Here is a 21,292-nt window from a genome sequence, read left to right on the forward strand (position 1 = left end):
CTCACCGCTCCCCGGCGTCCGTCGCCACCGGGGCGCTGCGCGGCGCCGCGCCGTCCGGCCGCCGGGCGCCCTCCGCCGCCGGGCAGCCGCACGCCGCGCCGGCCGGCGGCGCCCCGTCCGCGACCGTGGCGCGGTAGCGCTCCATGACCACCTCGGCGACCTCGGCCTCCGCGCCGAGCGCCGCCGCCACGGTCACCTCCGTGCCGGGGTACGCGGCGGACCAGCCCTCGGCCTGCATCCGCAGCCGCTCCCACAGGCCCCCGGGGAGGACGAAGTAGGGCAGGACCACGATCCGGGCCGGCCGGCCGGGCGCCGCGGCGGCGGCCAGCGCCCGGCAGCGGTCCAGGCCCGCCGGCACGTCGGGCGCCGCCTGCGAGACGAACGCGGTCTCCACCCCCGCGACGCCGCGCCCCTCCCACAGCAGCCGCGCGGCCCGCGCCACCTCGGCATTGGCGTACGGATCGGAGGCGCCGCGCCCGACCAGCAGCACCGTGGTGCGGGCCCGGTCCTCGGGCCTGCGGGCGCCGCCGCCCAGCGCCTCGTCCAGCCGGCGCTCCAGCACGTCGAGCACCTTGGGGTGCGGGCCCAGTTCGGCCCCGCAGGCGTAGCCGAGCCCCGGGTGGCGCTCCGCCGCCCGCGCCAGCGCGGACGGCAGCGCCTCGGGCACCGGCCCCGTCGGGGCCAGCAGCAGCGGTATCACGGCGAGCCGGGAGGCGCCCCGCGCGACGAGCCCGTCGACGGCGTCGTCCAGCGGCAGGGGAGAGGCCGGGACGCCGAAGAACCCGCCGGCGACGGGCACTTCGGGGTGCCGCTCGCCCAGTACACGCACCAGCGCGCGCAGAGCCTCGGCCCCGCCTTCGTCACGGGTGCCATGACCGGCGATGAGCAGTGCGGGAGGAGTGGTCACTGGATCTCCTTGGTGCCGGGGGTGCGCAGTCGGCGCCGGGTCGCCGATGTCCGCCGTCCGCCGATCCGGGCCACGGCGGGGCGGGTTGGGGGAGGTCATGACGATAACCGCCCCGGCTGCGGGCACGGCGGCCGCTCCCTCCCTACCAGCGGTAAGGGCCCCGTCTTCCGTTACAGCCCCCACGGCGAGCGCACAGGTCGCCCGCGCCGACTTCCGCTTTCCGGCGGCCAGGGCGGCGCCCGGCCCCGCGGCCAGCAGCGCGGCCGCCTCGGCCACGCTCGGCGTGCCGACGGCGGCCGCCGCGGCCGCGGACGGCTCCGGTACCCGTACGGCCGCCAGCGCCGCCGCCGGGAACGGCCGCAGCGGCACCCCCAGTTCGCGCGCCGCCCCGGTCAGCCCCGGCTCGGCCGCCTTGGCCGCCACCGTCGCCAGGGCGGTGACCTGCCGGACGGCGTACCCCGCCGCCGCGCAACTCGCCGCGAGCAGTTCCAGCACCTCGGACACCGGGACGCCGCGGCGCGCGCCCAGGCCGGCGACCAGCGGCACGAGAGGCGCGCGCGGCGCGTCGGCCGGGGACGGCGCGGGGGCTTCGCCGGCCTCGGCGGCCGCCCGGAGGGTCATCCCGCCCGCCTCCGGCCGCCGCCCCCGGCGGTCATCGGGCGGCGCTCCGGGCCCCGCCGTCGTGCGCCGCAGCTGCCGCGCCCGCCACCAGGCGTCCGGCCAGCGATGGTTCGGCGGCCCAGTGCACATGCAGGTACGAGGCGTGCACCCCGCCGGAGACGAAGCCCTCCACCCGCCGCTCCGGGTGCGTCAGCCCCCAGGCCGGGTCCGCGCCCGCGCCCGGCTCCAGCACCGTGCGGTGGAACTCGTGGCCGCGCACCCGGGTCCCGGCCGCCGCGAGCGCGTTGTCGCGCAGCGCCACCGCCTCCCGGTAGCCGAGGGTGAGCCGCTCGGTCATCCGGGACTCGGCGGGCAGCACCCCGCACATCGGCTTCCCGTCGAGCGACCGGGAGAGGTAGAGCAGCCCGGCGCACTCGGCGGAGACCGGCGCCCCGGAGGCGGCCAGCGCGGCCACCGCGGCCCGCAGCGGCGCGTTCGCCGACAGGTCCGGTGCGTACATCTCGGGAAAGCCGCCGCCGATCACCAACCCCTGGGTGCCGGGCGGCAGTCGCTCGTCCCGCAGCGGGTCGAACGGGGCCACCTCGGCGCCCGCGGCGGCCAGCAGCTCGGCGTGCTCGGCGTACGAGAAGGTGAACGCGGCGCCGCCCGCCACGGCGATCAGCGGCCGCCTGGAGGCGTTCGTCCCCGAGGCGGCCGTCCCCGCGGCGGGGGCGAGCTCCGCCGCCGGGTCCCAGGGCGCGTCCGGCAGCTCGGGCACCGTACGCGCCAGCGCCAGCAGCGCCTCCAGGTCGCAGCCCTCCCGGACCCGCGCGGCGAGTTCGGCCACCGACTCCAGCGCCTCGGTCCGCCGTTCGGCGACCGGCACCAGGCCGAGGTGCCGCGACGGCGTACCGGCCCGCCCGTCCCGGCGCAGCGCGCCCAGCACCGGCACGCCGGAGGAGTCCATCGCCTCCCGCAGCAGCTCCTCGTGACGGTCCGAGCCGACCTTGTTGAGGATCACCCCGGCCAGCCGCACCTCCGGGTCCCACGAGGCGAAGCCGTGCACCAGCGCGGCCACCGACCGCGACTGCGAGGACGCGTCCACCACCAGCACCACCGGTGCCCGCAGCAGCTTCGCCACCTGCGCCGTCGACGACAGCTCGCCCATGCCGGACGCCCCGTCGAACAGCCCCATCACGCCCTCGACCAGCGCGAGATCGGCGCCCGCCGCGCCGTGCAGGAACAGCGGCGCGATCCGGCCGGGCCCGCACAGGTAGGCGTCCAGATTGCGGCCGGGGCGCCCGGTGGCCAGGGAGTGGTAGCCCGGGTCGATGTAGTCCGGGCCCACCTTGTGCGGCGACACCACGAGCCCGGCCTCGGCGAACGCCGCCATCAGGCCGGTGGCCACCGTCGTCTTCCCCGCGCCCGAGGACGGCGCGGCGATCACCAGCCGGGGGATCGCACCGGTGCTCATGCCGCGCCCGCCCGGCCGGCCCCGCTCACCATTCGATGCCCCGCTGGCCCTTCTGGCCGGCGTCCATCGGGTGCTTGACCTTCGTCATGTCCGTCACCAGGTCCGCGAAGTCCAGCAGCGCCTCGGGGGCGCCCCGCCCGGTGATGACGACATGCTGCGTACCGGGACGCCCGCGCAGCGCCGACACCACCTCCTCGGTGTCGATCCAGCCCCACTTCAGCGGGTACGCGAACTCGTCCAGCACCAGCAGCTTGTACGTCTCCGCGGCGAGGTCCCGCTTGACCTGCTCCCAGCCCTCGCGCGCCGCGTCCTCGCTGGAGGCGATGTCGCGCTGCACCCAGGACCAGCCCTCGCCCATCTTGTGCCAGGCGACGGTGCCGCCCTCGCCGGACTCCCCGAGCACCTTCAGCGCCCGCTCCTCGCCGACCTTCCACTTCGCCGACTTCACGAACTGGAACACCCCGACCGGCCAGCCCTGGTTCCAGGCGCGCAGCGCCAGCCCGAAGGCGGCGGTGGACTTGCCCTTGCCCTGCCCGGTGTGCACGAACACCAGCGGGCGGTTGCGGCGCTGGCGGGTGGTGAGGCCGTCGTCCGGCACGACGGCCGGCTGTCCCTGTGGCATTACGCTGCCTTCCTGTTGCCTTGCACGGTCCGTACGAGCGCGGAGACGCTGTCCGCGCGCAGTTCGTCGAGGGTGACCGCGGTGCCCTGCAGGTCACGGGCCAGCTCGCCCGCCAGCCCCAGCCGCACCGGGCCCGCCTCGCAGTCCACGACCACCGAGGCGGTGCCCTCGCCCGCCAGCAGCCGGGCCGCGCGGGCGGCGCGGGCGACGGGCTCCGGGCCGCCGGTCGCCCGGCCGTCGGTGACGACCACCAGCAGCGGCCGCCGCGAGGCGTCCCGCATCCGCTCCACCCGCAGCACCTCATGGGCCTTCAACAGCCCCTCCGACAGCGGCGTACGGCCGCCCGTCGGCAGCTGCTCCAGCCGCGCCGCGCCCGCCTCGACCGAGGACGTCGGGGGCAGCGCCAGCTCGGCGCCGGTGCCCCGGAAGGTGATCATGCCGATCTTGTCGCGCCGCTGGTAGGCGTCCAGCAGCAGCGAGAGCACCGCGCCCTTGACGGCGCTCATCCGCTTCCGTGCCGCCATCGAACCGGACGCGTCCACGACGAACAGGACCAGATTGCCCTCCCGGCCCTCGCGCACCGCCTCGCGCAGGTCGTCCCGGCGCACCACCAGGCCCCGGCCGTGCCGGCCGCGCGCCCGCTGGTGCGGCGCCGCGGCTTGCACGGTCGCCGCCAGGTGCAGCTTGCCCAGCGCGCCGTGCGGGCGCCGCGCCCCGGTCGTCCGGCCGTGCGCGGTCCGGGCCCGCGACCTGCGGCCGTCCGCGCCCTCGCCCAGGCCCGGGACGTCGAGGCGCCGGGTGCGGAACGGCTCGGCCGCGCCGACCGCCGGCCTCTCCCCGGCCGCGGCCCCCTGCGGCGCGCCCTCGGGCTCGGGCCGTTCGGTCCGCTCGGGCGGCTGCGGGGCCTCCCGGTCCTGCTGGTGCGGGAGTTCGGCCTCCGGCGGGAGCGGGGACTCGTCCGGGCCGCCGTCCTGCGGGGGCTGCCCGCCGCCGTCCGGACCGCCTCCGCCGGGGCCGCCGTCCGGGCCGTCCGGCTCCGGGTCGTCGTCGCCGTCCGCGTTCTCGTCCGCGCCGAACTCCTCCAGCGTCCGGTCGAGTTTGTCCTCGTCCAGGCCGGGCGCGTCGAAGGGGTTGCGGCGCCGGCGGTGCGGCAGCGCCAGCAGCGCCGCCTGCCGCACGTCCTCCTCCAGGACCTCGCTCCGGCCCGCCCAGGCGGCCAGCGCGGTGGCGGTGCGCGCCATCACGATGTCCGCGCGCATCCCGTCCACCTCGAACGCCGCGCAGGTCGCGGCGATCTGGCGGAGCGCCCCGTCGCCCAGCGTCACCCGCGGCAGCAGCTCGCGGGCCGCGGCGATCCGCGCGCGCAGCGCGTCCTCCTCGGCCGCCCAGCCCGCCGCGAAGCCCGCCGGATCGGCGTCGTAGGCCAGCCGGCGCCGGACCACCGCCACCCGCTCGTCGGGCTCGCGGGAGGCGGCCACCTCGACGGTGAGCCCGAACCGGTCCAGCAACTGCGGCCGCAGCTCGCCCTCTTCGGGGTTCATGGTGCCGACGAGCAGGAAGCGGGCCGCGTGCCGGACCGAGACGCCCTCGCGCTCCACGTACGAGGCGCCCATGGCGGCCGCGTCCAGCAGCAGGTCCACCAGGTGGTCGTGGAGGAGGTTGACCTCGTCGACGTAGAGGATGCCGCGGTGCGCGTCCGCCAGCAGGCCCGGCTCGAAGGCCTTCACGCCCTCGGACAGCGCCCGCTCGATGTCCAGCGCGCCCACCAGCCGGTCCTCGGAGGCGCCGACGGGCAGTTCGACCATCCGCGTCGGGCGCTCCTCGACGGCGGCGGCCTGGTGCGGCCCGTCGGGGCAGCCGGGGTCGGGCGCGGCCGGGGCGCAGGCGAACCGGCAGCCGCCGACCACGTCCACCGGCGGCATCAGCGACGCCAGCGCGCGTACGGCGGTGCTCTTGGCGGTGCCCTTCTCACCGCGGACCAGCACGCCGCCCACTGCCGGGCTCACCGCGTTCAGCAGCAGCGCGAGGCGCAGGTCGTCCATGCCGACCACCGCGGTGAAGGGGTACTGCGGGGTCGTGTTGTGCGCGGTCGTCATGCTGTGTCGTCCTCCAGATCGTCGGCCGGCTGCGTCGTCGGTGTCCGTGGCGGTCCCTCCCGTGCGTACCCTCATGGCGCCCCCGGAGGCACGAACGGCAGCCCCTCCGGTACTCCCTGTTCGATCAGCCGCAGCAGCGCGGCGGTGTCCGCGTGCTCCTCGATCAGATCGCCCAGCCGGTCCAGCTGCTCCTCGCGCAGCGCCTCGAAGCAGGTGTCCGGGGCCGGGACGAACGCCCGGCCCGCGCCGGCCGCGACCCGCCGCAGGAAGGCCCGGCGGAAGCCGTCGCTCTCCAGCGAGCCGTGCCAGTGCGTGCCCCAGACCGAGCCGCTCCGGCACCCGTCGAGGAACTCCTCGTCGCCGCCGGTCACCTCGGCGACACCGTGGTGGATCTCGTAGCCGGTCACCGGCTCGCCCAGCGCCTCGCCGGCCGGCCGCGCCAGGGTCTTCTCCACCGCGAACCGCACCCGCACCGGCAGCAGCCCCAGCCCGTCGACCACGCCCGCCTTCGACTCGACGTCGTCCTCGATGCGCTCGCCCAGCATCTGGAAGCCGCCGCAGATGCCCAGCACCGGGCGGCCCTCGGCGGCCCGCCGGGCGATCGCGTCCGCCAGCCCGCGCTCGCGCAGCCACGCCAGGGCCCGGACCGTGCCCCGGGTCCCCGGCAGCACCACCAGGTCCGCGTCGGCCAGCTCCTCGGCCCGGTCCACGAACCGCACCACCACGCCCGGTTCCGCGGCCAGCGCGTCCACGTCCGTGAAGTTCGACATCAGGGGGACGGCACAGACCGCCACCCGCAGCACCTCGGCGCCGTGCGGCGGGGCCACCACGCTCTCGCGCACCGCGCCCCGCAGCGACACCCGCAGGCCGTCCTCCTCGTCGATGCCCAGGCCGTGCGAGAAGGGCAGCACGCCCAGCGTCTGCCGCCCCGTCAGGCCGCGCAGCATGTCGAGGCCAGGCTCCAGCAGCGTCACATCGCCGCGGAACTTGTTGACGAGGTACCCGGCGACCAGCGCCTGGTCCTCCTTCGACAGCAGCGCGGTGGTGCCGAAGAAGGAGGCGAACACCCCGCCGCGGTCGATGTCACCGACCACCACCGCCGGGATCCGGGCGGCCCGCGCCAGCCCCATGTTCACGATGTCGGTGCGCCGCAGGTTGATCTCGGCGGGGCTGCCGGCGCCCTCGCAGATCACCGCGTCGTGGGTGCGCCGCAGCTCCGCCAGGCAGTCGGTGACCGTGCCGAGCAACTGCTCCTGGCGCCCCTGGTGGTAGCCCTTGGCGCTGAGTTCGCCCACCGGCTTCCCCAGCAGCACCACCTGGCTGCTGCGGTCGCTGCCGGGCTTGAGCAGGACCGGGTTCATCAGCGCGCTCGGCTCCACCCGCGCCGCGGCCGCCTGCATCGCCTGGGCCCGCCCGATCTCCGCGCCCTCGCGCGTGACGAACGAGTTCAGCGACATGTTCTGGGCCTTGAACGGCGCCACCCGCACGCCCTGCCGGACCAGCCAGCGGCAGATGCCCGCCGTCACCACGCTCTTGCCGGCGTCGGACGTCGTGCCGGCCACCAACAGGCCACCGCCGACGGCACCGCCGGATGCCTCGAACCGCCCGTTCACCGGGTCCTCCTCATGCGCCGGGGCCCCGGCTGTCGTGAGCCGTGCGCGCCAGTGCGCCCACCGCCGCGCGTGTCCTCGCACCCGCGGCCCGGCGGGAGACGGACGACGGGGCCCGCCGCACCGCACCGGCCGCCAGCCGCGCCGCCACCGTCGTCACCAGCGCCAGGGCACTCACCCGGCGCGAGAGCCGCACGGCCCGTTCGATGTCGGGCACCGCGACCGGCGGCGCCCCGTCGTTGAGCACCGGCCGGTGCTCCACCCGCCCGCCGTACGCCAGCGTGCCGCCCAGCCGGACGCCCAGCGCGCCCGCGAACGACGCCTCCACGGGGCCCGCGTTGGGGCTCGGGTGCGCACCGCCGTCCGCCCGCCAGGCCCGCAGCGCACCGCGCCGGTCGGGGCCCGCGAGCACCGTGAGGGCGGCGGTCAGCCGGGAGCCGGGCCAGCCGGCGAGGTCGTCGAGCCGGGCCGAGGCCCAGCCGAAGCGGCGGTGGCGCGGCGACTTGTGCCCCACCATCGCGTCCAGGGTGTTCACCGCCCGGAACGCCACCAGGCCGGGCACGCCGCCCAGCGCGCCCCAGACCAGGGCGCCCACCACGGCGTCCGAGGTGTTCTCGGCGACCGACTCCACCACCGCGCGGGCCATCTGGGGCCCGTCCAGCGCCTGCGGGTCGCGCCCGCACAGATGGGGCAGCCGCTCCCGCGCCACGTCGAGGTCGCCCGCCGCCAGCGCCCCGCCGACGGCCCGCGCCTCCCGGCCGAGCGAGGTGCCGCCCAGCACGGCCCAGGCCGTCGCCGCGGTCAGCGCGATCCCGGCACCGTCGCGCAGGGGGGCAGGGGCGGAGCGTACGGCGCGCCGCACCAGCGCGGCACCGGCGGCGGCACCGCCCGCGCACAGCACGGTGTGCGCCGCTCCCCAGCCGCGGTGGTCGCGCCAGAGGCGGCGTTCGACGGCGGCCGCGGCCCGGCCGAAAGCGGCCACGGGATGGCCGCGCCGGGGGTCCGCCGCGATCAGGTCGCCGAGAAAGCCGAGGGCCGCGCCGCACGCATATCCCGCGTGTTCGCCGCGCACCGGATCAGACCGCCGCCAGGGCGTGTCCACGACGTGCCACGCCTCGAAGGGGCCCTGCGGCAGCGGGCAGTGGGGCTCTCGACGGGCAGCCGGGCATGGCGGTATGTCCTCACTCAGGGTCCGCGCCCTGGCTCGACGTGTCGGCGACCAGAGTCTCCTGGCTCCCCGGATCGGCGGCCCTCCGGCCTTCCAGTCCCGCGTGCGTCGGCGGACGCAGGCGAGGCGGACCGTGGCCTTCGCTGGAGGAACGCTCCCCGGTGACAGTGGCGGGACCGCGCCGGATTCGCACCGGACTTCCTCAGCTGTCGCCGAATGGCTCCGGCAGTCCACCACGTCCCGCGAATGCCCGTCAACTCACTCTTGACCTGCGACGCAGCCCTGTGGCAGGCACTGTGGCGCACGCCACAGCGTGGTGGCGGCATCACCCACGGTTGCCCGCGCACCTGATCCCGCGTCACTATCTGGTGCACGGCGGCGACGGGGCCGCCGGAAGGGGGCCGGGGGATGCCGCAGCGCGCTGACCGACATGAGATCCGCATCAGGATCACGGGCACGAACAATCCCGAACAGGACATCGAGGACCTCAAGGCGTGGCTGGAGCGCGAGCCGTGGCTGGACCGGCGCCGGCACGACTGGCTGCTGCGGCCGCGGCCCGCCGGCGGGGGCGCGGACGGGCCGGGCGACATGGCCGTCGGCGTCGACGACCTGATCCTGGTCGTCGTCGGTGCGGTGGCCGCCGAGATCACCAAGAGCCTCGGCATCGCCCTGCAGGAGTGGCTGCGACGGCGCCGGGAGGAGCGCGACACCGGCGAACGGCCCGCCGTCGCGGTCGGGGCCGGCGACGGCGACCCGCGGCCGCTCGACGAGGCGGGCCCGGACGCCGCGGCCCCCGAACACCCCGATCCCGGCAGCCCGGCGGACGGGAGCGGCAGCACCGCCGGGGACTGAGCCGGATGTCCGAATACGACGCGCGGGGCAAGGTCAACCGGGCGCTGCTGATCTGCGTCGACGACTACCGGCACCTGCCCCCGCTCCCCGCGGTGAAGGACAACGCGCAGGAACTCGAACGCGCCCTGCTCGCCCCCGGCACCGACCTGTTCACCCGCGGCGAGGTCGTCGTCTGCCGCCCCCAGGAGCCCTGGGAGGTGGAACAGGCGCTGGACGCCGTCACCCAGGAGGCCCGCGGACTGCTGCTGGTGTACTTCTCCGGCCACGGCCGGGTGGGCCGCGACGGCGGCAATCTGCAGCTGACCGTCGGCGCCTCGGAACCGCGCCACAAGACCGTCTCCTGGCAGGACATGGTGCTGCCCTACCTGGACAACGCACGCGCCGACCGGATCGTGATCGTCCTGGAGTGCTGCTACGCGGGCAACGCGAGCGAGGCCTTCTACGCCTGCCGCAAACCCACCTCGCTGCTGATGGCCGCGCAGCCCAACCGCCGCATCTTCAGCGGCGAGGAACCCACCGGCGGCAGCGTCTTCAACCGCGCCCTGGTGCGGACCCTGCAGCAGGGCGTACCCGGCAAACGGTTCGTCACCTTCGAGGACCTCGTCCGCTCCCTGCGCGACCAACTGGCCGCGGAACGCACCCCGATGGGCGACGTGTGGGAGCCGCGCTCGGCCAAGCAGAACACCGTCGACGACGTCGTGCTGTCCTTCGCCACCCCCGAGGCCCGCCCGCCGACCCCGCTGCGGATCCGGTTGCGGCGCCGCCTGAAGGCGTACGTCCGGCACTGGCCCAGGATCCTGCTGATCCTCGCGATCGTCCTCGTCCCGGCCACCAGCGGCGTCGTCCTGCTCACGCTCCCGGACCGCGAGGCGCCCTGCCCGCCCGCCCTCGAACTGCGGCTGCTCACCGCCCCCGAGGCCGAACCCGCGCTGCGCCGGGCCGCCTTCGACTACGAGATGTCCGAGGCCAACACCCGGCCGCTGAGCGGCGAGGGCGACCTCCCCGACGGCTGCCGGCGCGCCCAGATCACCGTGTACTCCGCCGCCAAGGACCAGGTCGACCAGGGCTTCGCGGCCGCCGACCGCTGGCAGGGCGAGGCCCGCGGCACCGGCGAGGACCGGCCGGGCGGCCAGGTCACCGACCCCCTCTACCGGCCGGGACCGCAGCCCGACATCTGGATCCCGGAGTCCACCGCCGACTACGACGAGGCTCGCCGCGGCATGCCCCCCAAGGGCTCCCCGGCCACCCTCCACTACACCGCCCCGGTCGCCTACACCCCCCTCGTCGTCGGCATCCCGGCGCCCCGGCGGCTGGACGACGTCGAACCGGCCGGCGCGTCCTGGCCCGAGCTGCTCACCGGCACCGACCGCGACCACCGCGACCTCAGGCTGCTGCGGCCCAGCCCCGTCCTGTCCGGCACCGGCCTGCTGCACACCCTCGGCCTCTACCTCGCCCGCGACGGCTCGGACGCCGCGTCGGCGGGCACCCCCGACCCCGCCCTCGCCCGGCAGGCCGAGGAGCGCCTCGCCGCCCCCGGCAGCCAGTACGCGGGCAGCACCGAACTGCTGTGTTCGCTGCGGCCCGACACCGACGCCGCCGGCTCCGTCGACCGGACGAGGTCCGCGCCCCTGGTCTCGGAGAAGTCCCTCGCCGACTACAACCTGGGCCACGCCATCGGCAGTTGCCCCGCCCTGGACTCCCCGCTCCCGCTGCGCGACCGGTACATCGCCTACTACCCCGGCAACGTCCCCGCGCTCGACCACCCCCTGATCCGCGTCGACTGGCACGGCACCGCGGACGCCGCCCCGCGGCAGGCCGCCGTGGCCCGCTTCGCGACCTGGCTGCGCGAGCCGGACGGCGGCCAGCGCACGCTGACCGCCCAGGGCTACCGCGGGGTGCGCGACAGCGGCCCGCGCCGGGGCTCGCCGCTGCTGGACAGCCGCGCGGACGTCAGTCCCCTCGTCGCCCCCACGGTCCCCTTCACCGCGGACCCCGAACAGGTCTCCCGGGTCCTGGACGGCTACGACAAGGCACAGCGCTCCAGCCAGGTGCTGATCCTCCTGGACGCCTCCACCTCCATGGCGGAGAACGGCAAGCTCCCGGTCGCCCTCGGCGCGGCCGGGCGGGCCGTGGAACTGGCCGGACCACGGCACACCTACGGCCTGTGGACCTTCCCCGACCGCGCCCGCCCCGGGGACCGCGACGCGGTGCGCGAACTCGTCCCGCTCGGCAGCGCCGATCCCGCCCGGGGCCGGGCCGCCCTGGACCGGATCGCGAGCCGCCCGGACGGTGAACTGGTCGACCACGGCGCCGCGATGGAGGAGGCGCTGACCCGGGCCCTGCGGACGATGAAGACCTCCCCGGCCACCAACAAGGCCATCGTGCTCGTCCTGGACCAGGACGACGGCGCGGCCGGGCGCGCGGCGGGCGTGGAGCGCACCCTCGGCACCCTCGTCGAGGACGGGCCCGACGTCCCCGTCCTGGCGCTGGTGATGGGCAAGTCGGGCTGCGACACCTTCGCCCTCCAGCACCTGGCCGACGCCTCCCACGGCCAGTGCGTGCCCAGCGGCCCGCAGGCCGTCGACACGCTCGCCGGGCGGATCGCCTCCATCGGCACGGCCACCAAGGGGGACCGATGACCATCCCGCGCGCCCGGACGGGGGCCGTCCTGGTCTGCCTGGCGCTCCTGCCGGCGGCCGGCGGCTGCACGGCGGGGGAGCCCACCGGCCCGGAGCGGGGCGCGATCGTCCTCGCCACCGGCAGCGACCTCAGCAGCTCCGGCATCCGCCAGGACCTGATCCGCGCCTGGGAGAAGGAGCACGGCCGCACGGTCCGGATCGTCAAACTCCCCGACACCGCCGACGGCCAGCGCAGCCAGCTGCTGGCGGCCGGCCAGTCCGGCAACGGCGGCTACGACGTGCTCAACCTCGATGTCGCCTGGACCGCGGAGTTCGCCGAGGCGGGCGTCATCCGCCCCTGGGCCGACCATCTGGACGGCGACTTCCTCGACAGCGTGGCCAAGACGGTCGAGTACGGCGGCAAGGTGTGGGGCGTCCCGTTCAACACCGACGCCGGGCTGCTCTACTACCGCAAGGACCTCCTGGCGGAGTACCACCGCCCCGTCCCGTCCGACTGGGACGAGCTGGAGAAGACGGCGCAGGACGTGGCGGGCGCCTACAACCGCAAGGCCGCAGGAGCCGCCCGCGGGGCCGGACGGAAGCCGCCGCGGATGTACGGCATGGTCGCCCAGCTGCGGCCCTACGAAGGGCTGACGGTCAACACCCTGGAGTCGGCCTGGGCCGACGGCGGCGACCCCGACGCCACCAGCTTCACCAAGGACGAGCAGGTCGGCGCGCTCCAGCAGGGCGTCACCGACCTCAAGGGCCGGCTCGACGCGATCATGCCGCACGAGGCCACCACCATGGACGAGACGGAGAGCCGCCGCTGGTTCGCCGACGGCCGGGCCCTGTTCATGCGCAACTGGCCGGTCGAGTACGCCTCGGTGGCCGAGAAGCTCACGCCCGGCGTGCAGTTCGACGTCACCCAGCTGCCGGCCCGCCGCGGCGACGGCAGACGGATGTCCGTGCTGGGCGGGCAGAATCTGGCGATCTCGGCCGCCAGCGAGCGGCCGGCCGGCGCCCGGTCCCTGATCGAGGCGCTGACCGGCCCGCGCAGCGAACGCTGCCTGCTGGAGCGGGGGTTCGCGGCGACCCGCGAGTCGGCGTACCGGGAGAGCGCCGGGGCGCCGCGCTGCCCGTCGCACAGCGGTACGGAGCGCGGTGAGCACGGCACCCCGGGAGCGCCGGAGCCGCGGCCCGACACCCGCACCCTGCACGAGGCGCTGCTGGCCGCCGAGCCCCGCCCGCGCAGCGCCCACTACCAGACCTTCAGCAAGGTCGTGCAGCTCGGGGTGTCCGCCTTCCTCAACGGCCGCGGCGGCACGGCCATCGCCGACCGCCTGGCCCGCGAGGCGGACGACGCCCTCGGCGGACGGGGCGCACCGACGACGAAGCGCCCGGCGGACGACGGCTGATGCCGAGGTCCGCCGGGCGCCGGGTGCCGTCCGGTGCTGCCGTCTCCCGTGGGGTCAGGCGGCGACGATCAGGTAGATGCCGTAGGCCACCGCCGCCGCGCACAGGGCGAAGGCGGTCACCGCGCCGGCCCGCGCGCCCGTACCCGGTGCGGTGCCCGCGGCCGTGGCGCCCTCGGTCTGCGGCTTGCGGGACGTCCCGACGATGCCGACGGTGAACAGGCCCACGATCCCGACCGTCACCGCGAGGGTGACGCCGAAGACCTGGCCGAGAGCTGCCCAGTCGATGTTCATGGGGTTCCTTAGGTGAGGGCGGCTAGCGGGAGACCGTCGCGGCCCGGGGGCGCGGGGCAGGAGGAGCGGAGGAGTCGGCGCCGGACGCCTGGGCGGGAATCCCGGCGGCGTCCGGGGACTCGGCCACGGCCGCTGCGGCGTCGGCCACCGGGGTGTCGGCCACCGGGGCGTCGGCCGGGGCCGGCTGGCCCGCCGGGGGCGGGGAGACGGAGCGCAGCGCGGCGGTCACCACGCCCACCGGCTCCGCGGCCGGACCGTCGTTGACATTGGTGTGGTCGACCGGCTTGCGCCGGGAGGCGGCCCAGATCGCGCCGCAGATGCCCAGGCCGAGGACGGCCACCGCCGCCACGCCCCAGTCGCCCTGGCCGGCCAGGAACGCGGCGCCCGCCGCGACCAGACCCGCGGCCGGCAGCGTCAGGCCCCAGGCGAGGACCATCCGGCCGGCCGTGGACCAGCGCACCACGCCGCCCTTGCGGCCCAGACCCGAGCCCATCACGGAACCGGAGCAGACCTGGGTGGTGGAGAGCGCGAAGCCGAGGTGGGAGGAGGCCAGGATGGTGGCCGCGGCGCCGGTCTGGGCGGCGAAGCCCTGCGGCGGCTGGATGTCGGTGATGCCCTTGCCCATGGTGCGGATGATCCGCCAGCCGCCCAGGTACGTGCCGAGCGCGATGGCCAGGCCCGCCGAGGCGATGACCCACAGCGGCGGGTCGGCGTGCGGGGCGACCACACCGCCGGTGATCAGCGCGAGGGTGATCACGCCCATCGTCTTCTGGGCGTCGTTGGTGCCGTGGGCGAGGGAGACCAGGGCGGCGGAGGCGATCTGGCCCGCGCGGTAGCCCTTGGCGGTGTCCGCCTCGTCGCGGTTGCGGGTCAGCCGGTAGGTGAGCCGGGTCGCCGCCATCGCGGCCAGGCCGGCGACGATCGGGGCGGCCACCGCCGGGATCAGGACCTTCATCACCACGGCCTCGCCGTGCACCCCGTGGGTGCCGACCGACACCAGGGTCGCGCCGATGAGACCGCCGAAGAGCGCGTGGGAGGAGCTGGAAGGGAGGCCCGCGAGCCAGGTCAGCAGGTTCCAGACGATCGCGCCGACCAGGCCGGCGAAGATCACTTCAGGTCGGATGCCGGCGCTCTCGTCGATGATCCCGCCGGAGATGGTCTTGGCCACCTCCACGGACAGAAACGCACCGACGAGGTTGAGCACTGCCGACATCGCCACCGCGGTCCTGGGTCGCAGGGCGCCGGTGGAGATGGTGGTGGCCATCGCGTTGGCCGTGTCGTGGAAGCCGTTCGTAAAGTCGAACACCAAGGCCGTGACGATCACGATCCCGATGAGAAGCGTGATGTGTTCCATTCACCCGGGCAATCAGTTCGAAGGTCAGTGTCGTTGGGACCGTACGGAGAGCGGGTGAACGGAAAGTGAACTGGGACGGGCGCGGTGGTGACACCCCCGCAGTGTTCACGGGAAGGAGTCCCCGCCGTCACTTCCGCCTCATCCGTTGGCGAACTCGGTGAGTTGGGGCGACGGGCGTCTCCCCGGTCGCGCCGTGCGCCGGCTCCGGCGTGACGTGAACGGAGGAAGAACGCAAGATGGCTCATCTCCGCCCAATCCGCCACAGTGGGCAAGATATCCCTATATGGCAGATAGCGGACAAGCGGGCCCCCGGCGTACGGTGCCCCGGCCTGCTCGTACGGTGACGCGCACCGCGTCCGCCCATTCGCCGCACCGCGCCGGAGGACCCATGAAGGACCGCGCCGACCGCCTCGCCGAAGCCTGGGGCGACCTGGTCGCCACCGCCCGCCGCACCGTCACCGACGGCCTGGTCGTCGGCACCTCGGGCAATGTCTCGTGCCGCATCAAGGACCTGGTGCTGGTCACCCCCAGCGGCGTCCCCTACGACCGGCTCGGGCCCGCCGACACCACCGCGGTCGACCTCGAAGGGCGCCAGATCATCGGCACGCTCCGGCCGACCAGCGAACTCCCCATGCACCTGGCGGTCTACCGCAGCACCACGGCCACCGCCGTCGTCCACACCCACGCCCCCTGCGCCACCGCCGTCTCCACCCTCGTCCCCGAACTCCCGCCCGTCCACTACATGACCGCGGCGCTCGGCGGCCCCGTCCGCGTCGCCCCCTACGCCCTCTACGGCAGCGACGAACTCGCCGCGCACATGCTGGCGGCGCTCCGCGACCGCACCGGCTGCCTGCTGCAGAACCACGGCACCCTCACCTACGGCGACAGCCTCGGCCAGGCGCTGGACCGCACCGCCCAGCTGGAGTGGATGTGCCGGGTCTGGCTGACCGCGAGCTCGGTGCCCGGCCACGCACCCAGCCTGCTGTCCGCCGAGCAGCTCGACGCGGCCGCCGACCGGCTGCGGGACTACGGCCGGCAGGGCTGAGCGCCCGCCGGGGGGGACGGCGGCGCGGCACGGGCCGCCGTCCCCCCCGGTCACCCGCCGGACACCGCCAAGTGGCCGTGTCCGGCGCCGCTGCGCACACTGGTGAGGTGCGCCTGGTTACCGCGGCGGCCGTGGCCGCCACCACCGTGATCGGTGCCGGGGCGGCCGCCGTGGCGGTCGGCCGGTACGCCGGCGACGTCGCCCTGAAACCGTCGCCCGACGACCCCTTCCCGGGCGACCCCCGGCTCACCGTGCACTCCGCCACCGAGAGCCGCGTCGCCCTCACCCGCAGCCTGGCGTCCCTGCGGCCCGGCACCTACGGGCTCACCGGCTCCGGCTGCCACGCCGTGATCGGCGACGTCGTCCACGGCGTCCCGCACCCCGCCGACGCGGTCGTGCGCCGCCTGGTGCGGGTCACCCACGGCACCCTCAGGCCGGGCAACCGGATGCGGCTCACCCCTCAGGTCCACCTCGGCAACCCCCGCGACGCCCTCGGCCTGGACTGCGCCGACGTCGACGTCCCCGGCGAACTCGGCGCCCTGCCGGCGTGGTTCCTCCCCGGAGTGCGCGACACCTGGGTCATCACCGTCCACGGCCTGGGCACCACCCGCGAACACCCCATGGTGGTCATGCCGTTCCTGCACCGGCACCGGCTGCCGGTCCTCGACGTGGCCCACCGCAACGACATCGGCGCCCCGCGCACCGCCGACGGCATCGACCACCTCGGCGACACCGAATGGCGCGACCTCGACGCCGCGATCCGCTACGCGGTCCGCTACGGCGCCCAGGACATCGTCCTCCACGGCTGGTCCACCGGCGCGACCATGGCCCTGCGCGCCGCCACCCACTCCGCGCTGCGCGCCCGGATCAGCGGCCTCGTCCTGGACTCCCCGGTCCTCGACCGGGGCGCCACCGTCCGGGCGCTGGCCGCCGCCCGCCGCGTCCCGCGCGCCCTGCTGCCGCTGGCCGTACGCGCCGCCGAGGGCGCCACGGGGATGCCCGTCGACCGCCCCGCCGACGCCGTCGACGTGGACGGCCTCAACGTCCCCATCCTGCTCTTCCACGGCCCCGACGACCTCATCGCCCCCTGGACGGCCTCCCGCTCCCTCGCCGCCCGCCGCGCCGACCTGGTCACCTTCCAGCCGGTTCCGCACGCACCGCACGCCGCGATGTGGAACGCCGACCCGCCGGCCTACGAAGAGGCACTGCGGCGCTTCCTCACCCCGCTCATGTGACGCCGCGCGCGGGCGCCGGCCCGCGCACCGGGCCCGACAGCGGCCCCCGCGAACCGCCCCGCCCCCGGCCACGGGCCCGCCGCCCCGGCCGCGATCCGCGCGCCCCCGGATGACGCCCGGACCCACGGCGCGACAACTCCCCTCATCGCGGACGTGTCGGCACGGCGGCGCGGCCCCGGCAGATCGCAAGCAGGGTTCCGATTGGGCTTTCGGGCCGACAGCGGGAACACTGCTCCTGTGACGTCCCGTACCCCGCGCGACTCCCGGCTCCGACTCGTCCCCCGTCAACCGGTTGCGGCCGCCCGCCGGGCGGTGACAACCCGGACCAAGCGTCCGGCGCCCCGCCCGCCCGAGGGCACGCCGCCGCCCGCGGAACTGGCCCGGCAGGCCCGCGCCGTACTCGCGGGCGCGGCCCGCCTCGCCCGCTGGGCCGACGGCGCCGCGCTGCGCGCCGGTGCGGACGGGACGCTCCCGGAGGCCGCCGCGGAACGCGCCGCCGAGGCCCTGGGTCTGACGCCGCGGCAGGTCCGCACCGACTGGGACCGGGCCCGGCTCTCCGGCCTCGTCGAACTCCACGACGGCCTCGCCCGCCCCGGCTGGCGGCTGCGCGCCTGGGACCGCGACGACACCGCCGTGCTGCGCGGCTGGGTCGCCCTCTTCGACGCCTGGTCGCTGGCCCGCCCCGCGCCGGCCACGGCCGGCCCCGCGATAGTCGCCGAAGTCGTCGAGGCACTGCCCCAGTTGCTGTCCCTGCTGCACCTCTCGGCCGGGCCCGTCCGGCTCCCGGTGCTGCTCGACATGCTGGATCAGCGCGTCGCCGAGCTGCGCACCGAACGCTGCGAGGTCCCCTACGGCCAGGACCCGGCCCCGGGCAGCGCCGACCACGCCGCGCCGGCGGCCGACGACGCCGCGGGGGCGTCGCTGGCCGAACTGCTGGGCTGGGCGCTCGACGCCCTGCTGACCGTCGGCGCGCTGGTGCCCCCGGACGGCGCGCACGACGGCGTCCACGAAGCCTTCCACGACGCCTCCGAGGCGCAGCTCACACCGCTCGGCAACTGGTCGGTGTGGGTCAAGCTGGAACAGATCTGCGTCGCCGCCCAGAGCCCGGCCGGCCACATCGAACAGTCCGCGGAGGCGATGCTGCGCGGCTGCGCCCGGCTCACCCCCGGACCGGCCCGCGCCGAGTACCGCGCCTGGCTCGCCGCCCGCTCGGTCGGCGCGGCCGTCGAAGAACTGCTGACCGTGGCCCGCGGCGAGGACGCGCTGCTGCGCGGCCTGGCCTTCGAGGCACTGCGGGCGGTCGGCGCCCCCGCCGAGCCCGCCGTACGCGCCGCCGCCGACGAGCCGGCCCTGCGCCCGTACGCCCTGCTCTGGCTCGTCGAGCACGAGGGCGGCGACCCGGAGACCGCCCCCGACGTGCTCACCCGCGAGGAGTCCACCTGGCTCTGGGTCGACACCGCGGCGGCCGTCGCCGACCACGGCGAGACCCAACTCCTGGTCCGGCACCTCGACTCGGCGGTCCAGGGCTCGGTCCCCCGCCTCCTGGAGGAGGTCCGCGCCATCGGCCACCCCAGGACCGTCCAGGTCCTGGTGGCGTTGGCCGCGGCGCACCCAGACCCGGCCCTCGCGAAGGCCGTGCGGCGGGCGGCGTTCCAAGTCCATACCGGTGGGGTTTGATCCCACGTTTTTGGCTTTCCCGCCGTGGGTTCTTCTCGCCGTGTTTCGCCCGCTGGCGCGGTGCGCTCGCCGGGGCGCCTGCGGCGGGCGGGGTCCGCTGCGCGGGGCTGTGGGTGCGGTGACGGGCCGGAGCGGGTGGGGTGCCGGACGTAAAGCGAAGCAGTCCGGCACCCCACCCGCGGAGGCCCGGCACCGGCACCCGAAACGCCCCGCGCAGCGGACCCGCCCGCCGCGTGGGGGTACCTCCCACGCCCTTAAGGCAGTGGGGGAGCAACGGCGGGACAGCCAAAAACGTGGGCCGGGAGCAAAGCGCAGCGGGCGACAAACGGCGAGAACCCATCACGTCGGGAAAGACACAAACGTGGGAAGAAAAACTACCGTTAGACTGCCTCCCATGGCAGTTCTCCCCCGGGTTCATTAGACGGCGTAGCCCGCTCTCGGACCGTCCGTCCAATCCGCCGTCTTCCTGCCCTGGAGTTTTTCCGTGATCACCGCCTCCGGCCTCGAGCTGCGTGCCGGCGCCCGCGTCCTCATCGAGTCCGCTTCCTTCCGTATCGCCAAGGGCGACCGCATCGGCCTGGTCGGCCGCAACGGCGCCGGCAAGACCACGCTGACCAAGGTGCTGGCGGGCGAGGGCATCCCCGCCGCCGGGTCGGTCACCCGCGGTGGCCAGGTCGGCTACCTGCCGCAGGACCCGCGTACCGGCGACCTCGACGTGCTGGCCCGCGACCGCATCCTGTCCGCCCGCGATCTGGACACCGTGCTGCGCAAGATGCGCGAGAACGAGGACCGGATGGCGAACGGCAAGGGCGCCACCCGCGAGAAGGCGATGCGGAAGTACGAGCGCCTGGAGACCGAGTTCCTCACCAAGGGCGGGTACGCCGCCGAGGCGGAGGCCGCGACGATCGCCGCCAGTCTCGGGCTGCCCGACCGCATCCTCGGCCAGCCGCTGCACACCCTGTCCGGCGGTCAGCGCCGCCGAGTCGAGCTGGCCCGGATCCTGTTCTCGGACTCCGACACCCTGCTGCTGGACGAGCCGACGAACCACCTCGACGCCGACTCCATCGTGTGGCTGCGCGACTACCTCAAGACCTACCGCGGCGGCTTCATCGTGATCTCCCACGATGTCGACCTGGTCGAGACCGTCGTGAACAAGGTGTTCTATCTGGACGCCAACCGCTCGCAGATCGACATCTACAACATGGGCTGGAAGCTCTACCAGCAGCAGCGTGAGGCCGACGAGAAGCGCCGCAAGCGCGAGCGTGCGAACGCCGAGAAGAAGGCCGCGGCGCTCAACTCCCAGGCCGACAAGATGCGGGCCAAGGCCACCAAGACCGTCGCCGCGCAGAACATGGCCAAGCGCGCCGACAAGCTGCTCGCGGGCCTGGAGGCGGTGCGCGCCTCCGACAAGGTCGCCAAGCTGCGCTTCCCGGACCCGGCGCCATGCGGCAAGACGCCACTGACCGCCGAGGGCCTGTCGAAGTCCTACGGTTCCCTGGAGATCTTCACCGACGTCGACCTGGCGATCGACAAGGGCTCCCGGGTCGTCATCCTGGGCCTCAACGGCGCCGGCAAGACCACCCTGCTGCGGCTGCTGGCGGGCGTCGAGCAGCCGGACACCGGCGAGGTCCGCCCGGGGCACGGCCTCAAGCTCGGCTACTACGCCCAGGAGCACGAGACCCTGGACCCGGACCGCACGGTCCTGGAGAACATGCGCTCCGCCGCCCCGGACATGGACCTGGTCGCGATCCGCAAGACGCTGGGCTCCTTCCTCTTCTCCGGCGACGATGTCGACAAGCCCGCCGGGGTGCTCTCCGGCGGCGAGAAGACCCGGCTCGCCCTGGCGACGCTGGTCGTCTCCTCCGCGAATGTGCTGCTGCTCGACGAGCCCACCAACAACCTCGACCCGGCCAGCCGCGAGGAGATCCTCGGCGCGCTGCACACCTTCACGGGCGCGGTGGTCCTGGTGACGCACGACGAGGGGGCCGTGGACGCGCTGTCGCCGGAGCGGATCATCCTGCTGCCCGACGGCGTCGAGGACCTGTGGGGCCAGGACTACGCGGACCTGGTCGCGCTGGCCTGACAGCGGCGATTGGATCATGCCGTATGGATCATTCGGCCGACGTGTGATCCATCATCTGAGTGAGAACGGCTCGTACATCGGCGAGTCTGCGGCATACGGCCGGGCCCGTGGGGCCCGGCCGTCACCATTTCGGCGGCATACCACCTGACCTGCCACTTCTTGCGCAAAGCCGGGCGAGGGCGGCCTTCCACCAGGGCGGAATGCGGCATTCCGGCCTCGGTGGGCGGCCGCCGGACGGCAAAGGA

The 21,292-nt window shown here is 75.5% G+C and carries 15 protein-coding genes, 1 pseudogene and 1 riboswitch; of the genes and pseudogenes, 7 read left to right on the forward strand and 9 right to left on the reverse strand.

Annotated elements, in window-relative coordinates:
- Position 1: 1 nt before the first annotated feature.
- From K7396_RS27740 to K7396_RS27770, 7 genes and pseudogenes are all read right to left on the reverse strand, one after another.
- Positions 2-907, reverse strand: coding sequence for a sirohydrochlorin chelatase (locus tag K7396_RS27740; RefSeq protein WP_174886995.1), 906 nt, complete (start codon positions 905-907; stop codon positions 2-4).
- A gap of 195 nt (positions 908-1,102) precedes the next feature.
- Positions 1,103-1,657, reverse strand: a pseudogene (locus K7396_RS27745) (cobalamin biosynthesis protein); the annotation flags it as partial.
- Positions 1,560-2,981, reverse strand: coding sequence for a cobyrinate a,c-diamide synthase (locus K7396_RS27750; protein WP_086720330.1), 1,422 nt, complete (start codon positions 2,979-2,981; stop codon positions 1,560-1,562). The gene K7396_RS27750 and the pseudogene K7396_RS27745, both read right to left, overlap by 98 nt.
- 25 nt (positions 2,982-3,006) lie before the next feature.
- Positions 3,007-3,603: a cob(I)yrinic acid a,c-diamide adenosyltransferase gene (cobO, locus tag K7396_RS27755; protein ID WP_086720329.1), complete on the reverse strand. Its 597-nt coding sequence runs from the start codon at positions 3,601-3,603 to the stop codon at positions 3,007-3,009.
- The gene (locus tag K7396_RS27760; RefSeq protein ID WP_086720328.1) at positions 3,603-5,699 is read right to left on the reverse strand and encodes a putative cobaltochelatase; all 2,097 of its coding nucleotides are present in this window, start codon (positions 5,697-5,699) and stop codon (positions 3,603-3,605) included. Before K7396_RS27760 ends, cobO begins: the two co-directional genes overlap by 1 nt.
- 71 nt (positions 5,700-5,770) lie before the next feature.
- Complete coding sequence (locus tag K7396_RS27765; RefSeq protein ID WP_086720327.1) at positions 5,771-7,312, reverse strand: cobyric acid synthase; 1,542 nt, start codon at positions 7,310-7,312, stop codon at positions 5,771-5,773.
- Positions 7,313-7,322: 10 nt separating this feature from the next.
- Positions 7,323-8,381, reverse strand: coding sequence for a cobalamin biosynthesis protein (locus K7396_RS27770; RefSeq protein WP_086720326.1), 1,059 nt, complete (start codon positions 8,379-8,381; stop codon positions 7,323-7,325).
- Between the two features lie 151 nt (positions 8,382-8,532).
- Positions 8,533-8,680: riboswitch (cobalamin riboswitch) on the reverse strand.
- Between the two features lie 205 nt (positions 8,681-8,885).
- Here K7396_RS27770 and K7396_RS27775 point away from each other — a divergent pair.
- From K7396_RS27775 to K7396_RS27785, 3 genes are read left to right on the forward strand one after another with little or no spacing between them, the layout of a single operon-like run.
- Positions 8,886-9,329: a hypothetical protein gene (locus tag K7396_RS27775; protein WP_152104961.1), complete on the forward strand. Its 444-nt coding sequence runs from the start codon at positions 8,886-8,888 to the stop codon at positions 9,327-9,329.
- Between the two features lie 5 nt (positions 9,330-9,334).
- Positions 9,335-11,968 carry a caspase family protein gene (locus K7396_RS27780; protein WP_152104962.1) on the forward strand — a complete coding sequence of 878 codons (2,634 nt, stop codon included), beginning with the start codon at positions 9,335-9,337 and terminating at the stop codon, positions 11,966-11,968.
- Entirely contained in the window at positions 11,965-13,362 is a 1,398-nt protein-coding gene (locus K7396_RS27785) for an extracellular solute-binding protein (protein WP_086721488.1), read from the forward strand. Before K7396_RS27780 ends, K7396_RS27785 begins: the two co-directional genes overlap by 4 nt.
- Positions 13,363-13,416: 54 nt before the next feature.
- Here the strand turns inward: K7396_RS27785 and K7396_RS27790 are convergent, their stop codons facing one another.
- Together K7396_RS27790 and K7396_RS27795 are read right to left on the reverse strand one after the other, a co-directional pair.
- Complete coding sequence (locus K7396_RS27790; RefSeq protein WP_086721489.1) at positions 13,417-13,653, reverse strand: hypothetical protein; 237 nt, start codon at positions 13,651-13,653, stop codon at positions 13,417-13,419.
- 22 nt (positions 13,654-13,675) lie between these two features.
- A complete protein-coding gene (locus K7396_RS27795) occupies positions 13,676-15,007 on the reverse strand; it encodes an inorganic phosphate transporter (RefSeq protein WP_086721490.1) in 1,332 nt (443 codons plus the stop codon).
- Between the two features lie 388 nt (positions 15,008-15,395).
- On the opposite strand from K7396_RS27795, the gene K7396_RS27800 reads away from it, so the two are divergent.
- The 4 genes from K7396_RS27800 (at position 15,396) to abc-f (ending at position 21,047) form a co-directional block, all read left to right on the forward strand.
- Positions 15,396-16,052: a class II aldolase/adducin family protein gene (locus tag K7396_RS27800; RefSeq protein ID WP_086721491.1), complete on the forward strand. Its 657-nt coding sequence runs from the start codon at positions 15,396-15,398 to the stop codon at positions 16,050-16,052.
- 107 nt (positions 16,053-16,159) lie between these two features.
- Entirely contained in the window at positions 16,160-17,287 is a 1,128-nt protein-coding gene (locus tag K7396_RS27805; protein ID WP_152104963.1) for an alpha/beta hydrolase, read from the forward strand.
- Positions 17,288-17,524: 237 nt separating this feature from the next.
- Positions 17,525-18,964, forward strand: a complete 1,440-nt coding sequence (locus K7396_RS27810; protein ID WP_086719561.1) for a hypothetical protein — start codon at positions 17,525-17,527, stop codon at positions 18,962-18,964.
- 484 nt (positions 18,965-19,448) lie between these two features.
- The gene (abc-f, locus tag K7396_RS27815; protein WP_086717255.1) at positions 19,449-21,047 is read left to right on the forward strand and encodes a ribosomal protection-like ABC-F family protein; all 1,599 of its coding nucleotides are present in this window, start codon (positions 19,449-19,451) and stop codon (positions 21,045-21,047) included.
- Positions 21,048-21,292: the final 245 nt, after the last annotated feature.

Source organism: Streptomyces angustmyceticus (assembly GCF_019933235.1).
Lineage (GTDB): Bacteria > Actinomycetota > Actinomycetes > Streptomycetales > Streptomycetaceae > Streptomyces > Streptomyces angustmyceticus.

What these genes read in the sequence shown, in the direction of transcription:
- K7396_RS27750 (WP_086720330.1), bottom strand. Translation starts at nt 2,981, where the DNA reads ATGAGCACCGGTGCGATCCCCCGGCTGGTGATCGCCGCGCCGTCCTCG.
- cobO (WP_086720329.1), bottom strand. Translation starts at nt 3,603, where the DNA reads ATGCCACAGGGACAGCCGGCCGTCGTGCCGGACGACGGCCTCACCACC.
- K7396_RS27760 (WP_086720328.1), bottom strand. Translation starts at nt 5,699, where the DNA reads ATGACGACCGCGCACAACACGACCCCGCAGTACCCCTTCACCGCGGTG.
- K7396_RS27775 (WP_152104961.1), top strand. Translation starts at nt 8,886, where the DNA reads ATGCCGCAGCGCGCTGACCGACATGAGATCCGCATCAGGATCACGGGC.
- K7396_RS27780 (WP_152104962.1), top strand. Translation starts at nt 9,335, where the DNA reads ATGTCCGAATACGACGCGCGGGGCAAGGTCAACCGGGCGCTGCTGATC.
- K7396_RS27785 (WP_086721488.1), top strand. Translation starts at nt 11,965, where the DNA reads ATGACCATCCCGCGCGCCCGGACGGGGGCCGTCCTGGTCTGCCTGGCG.
- K7396_RS27790 (WP_086721489.1), bottom strand. Translation starts at nt 13,653, where the DNA reads ATGAACATCGACTGGGCAGCTCTCGGCCAGGTCTTCGGCGTCACCCTC.
- K7396_RS27795 (WP_086721490.1), bottom strand. Translation starts at nt 15,007, where the DNA reads ATGGAACACATCACGCTTCTCATCGGGATCGTGATCGTCACGGCCTTG.
- K7396_RS27800 (WP_086721491.1), top strand. Translation starts at nt 15,396, where the DNA reads ATGAAGGACCGCGCCGACCGCCTCGCCGAAGCCTGGGGCGACCTGGTC.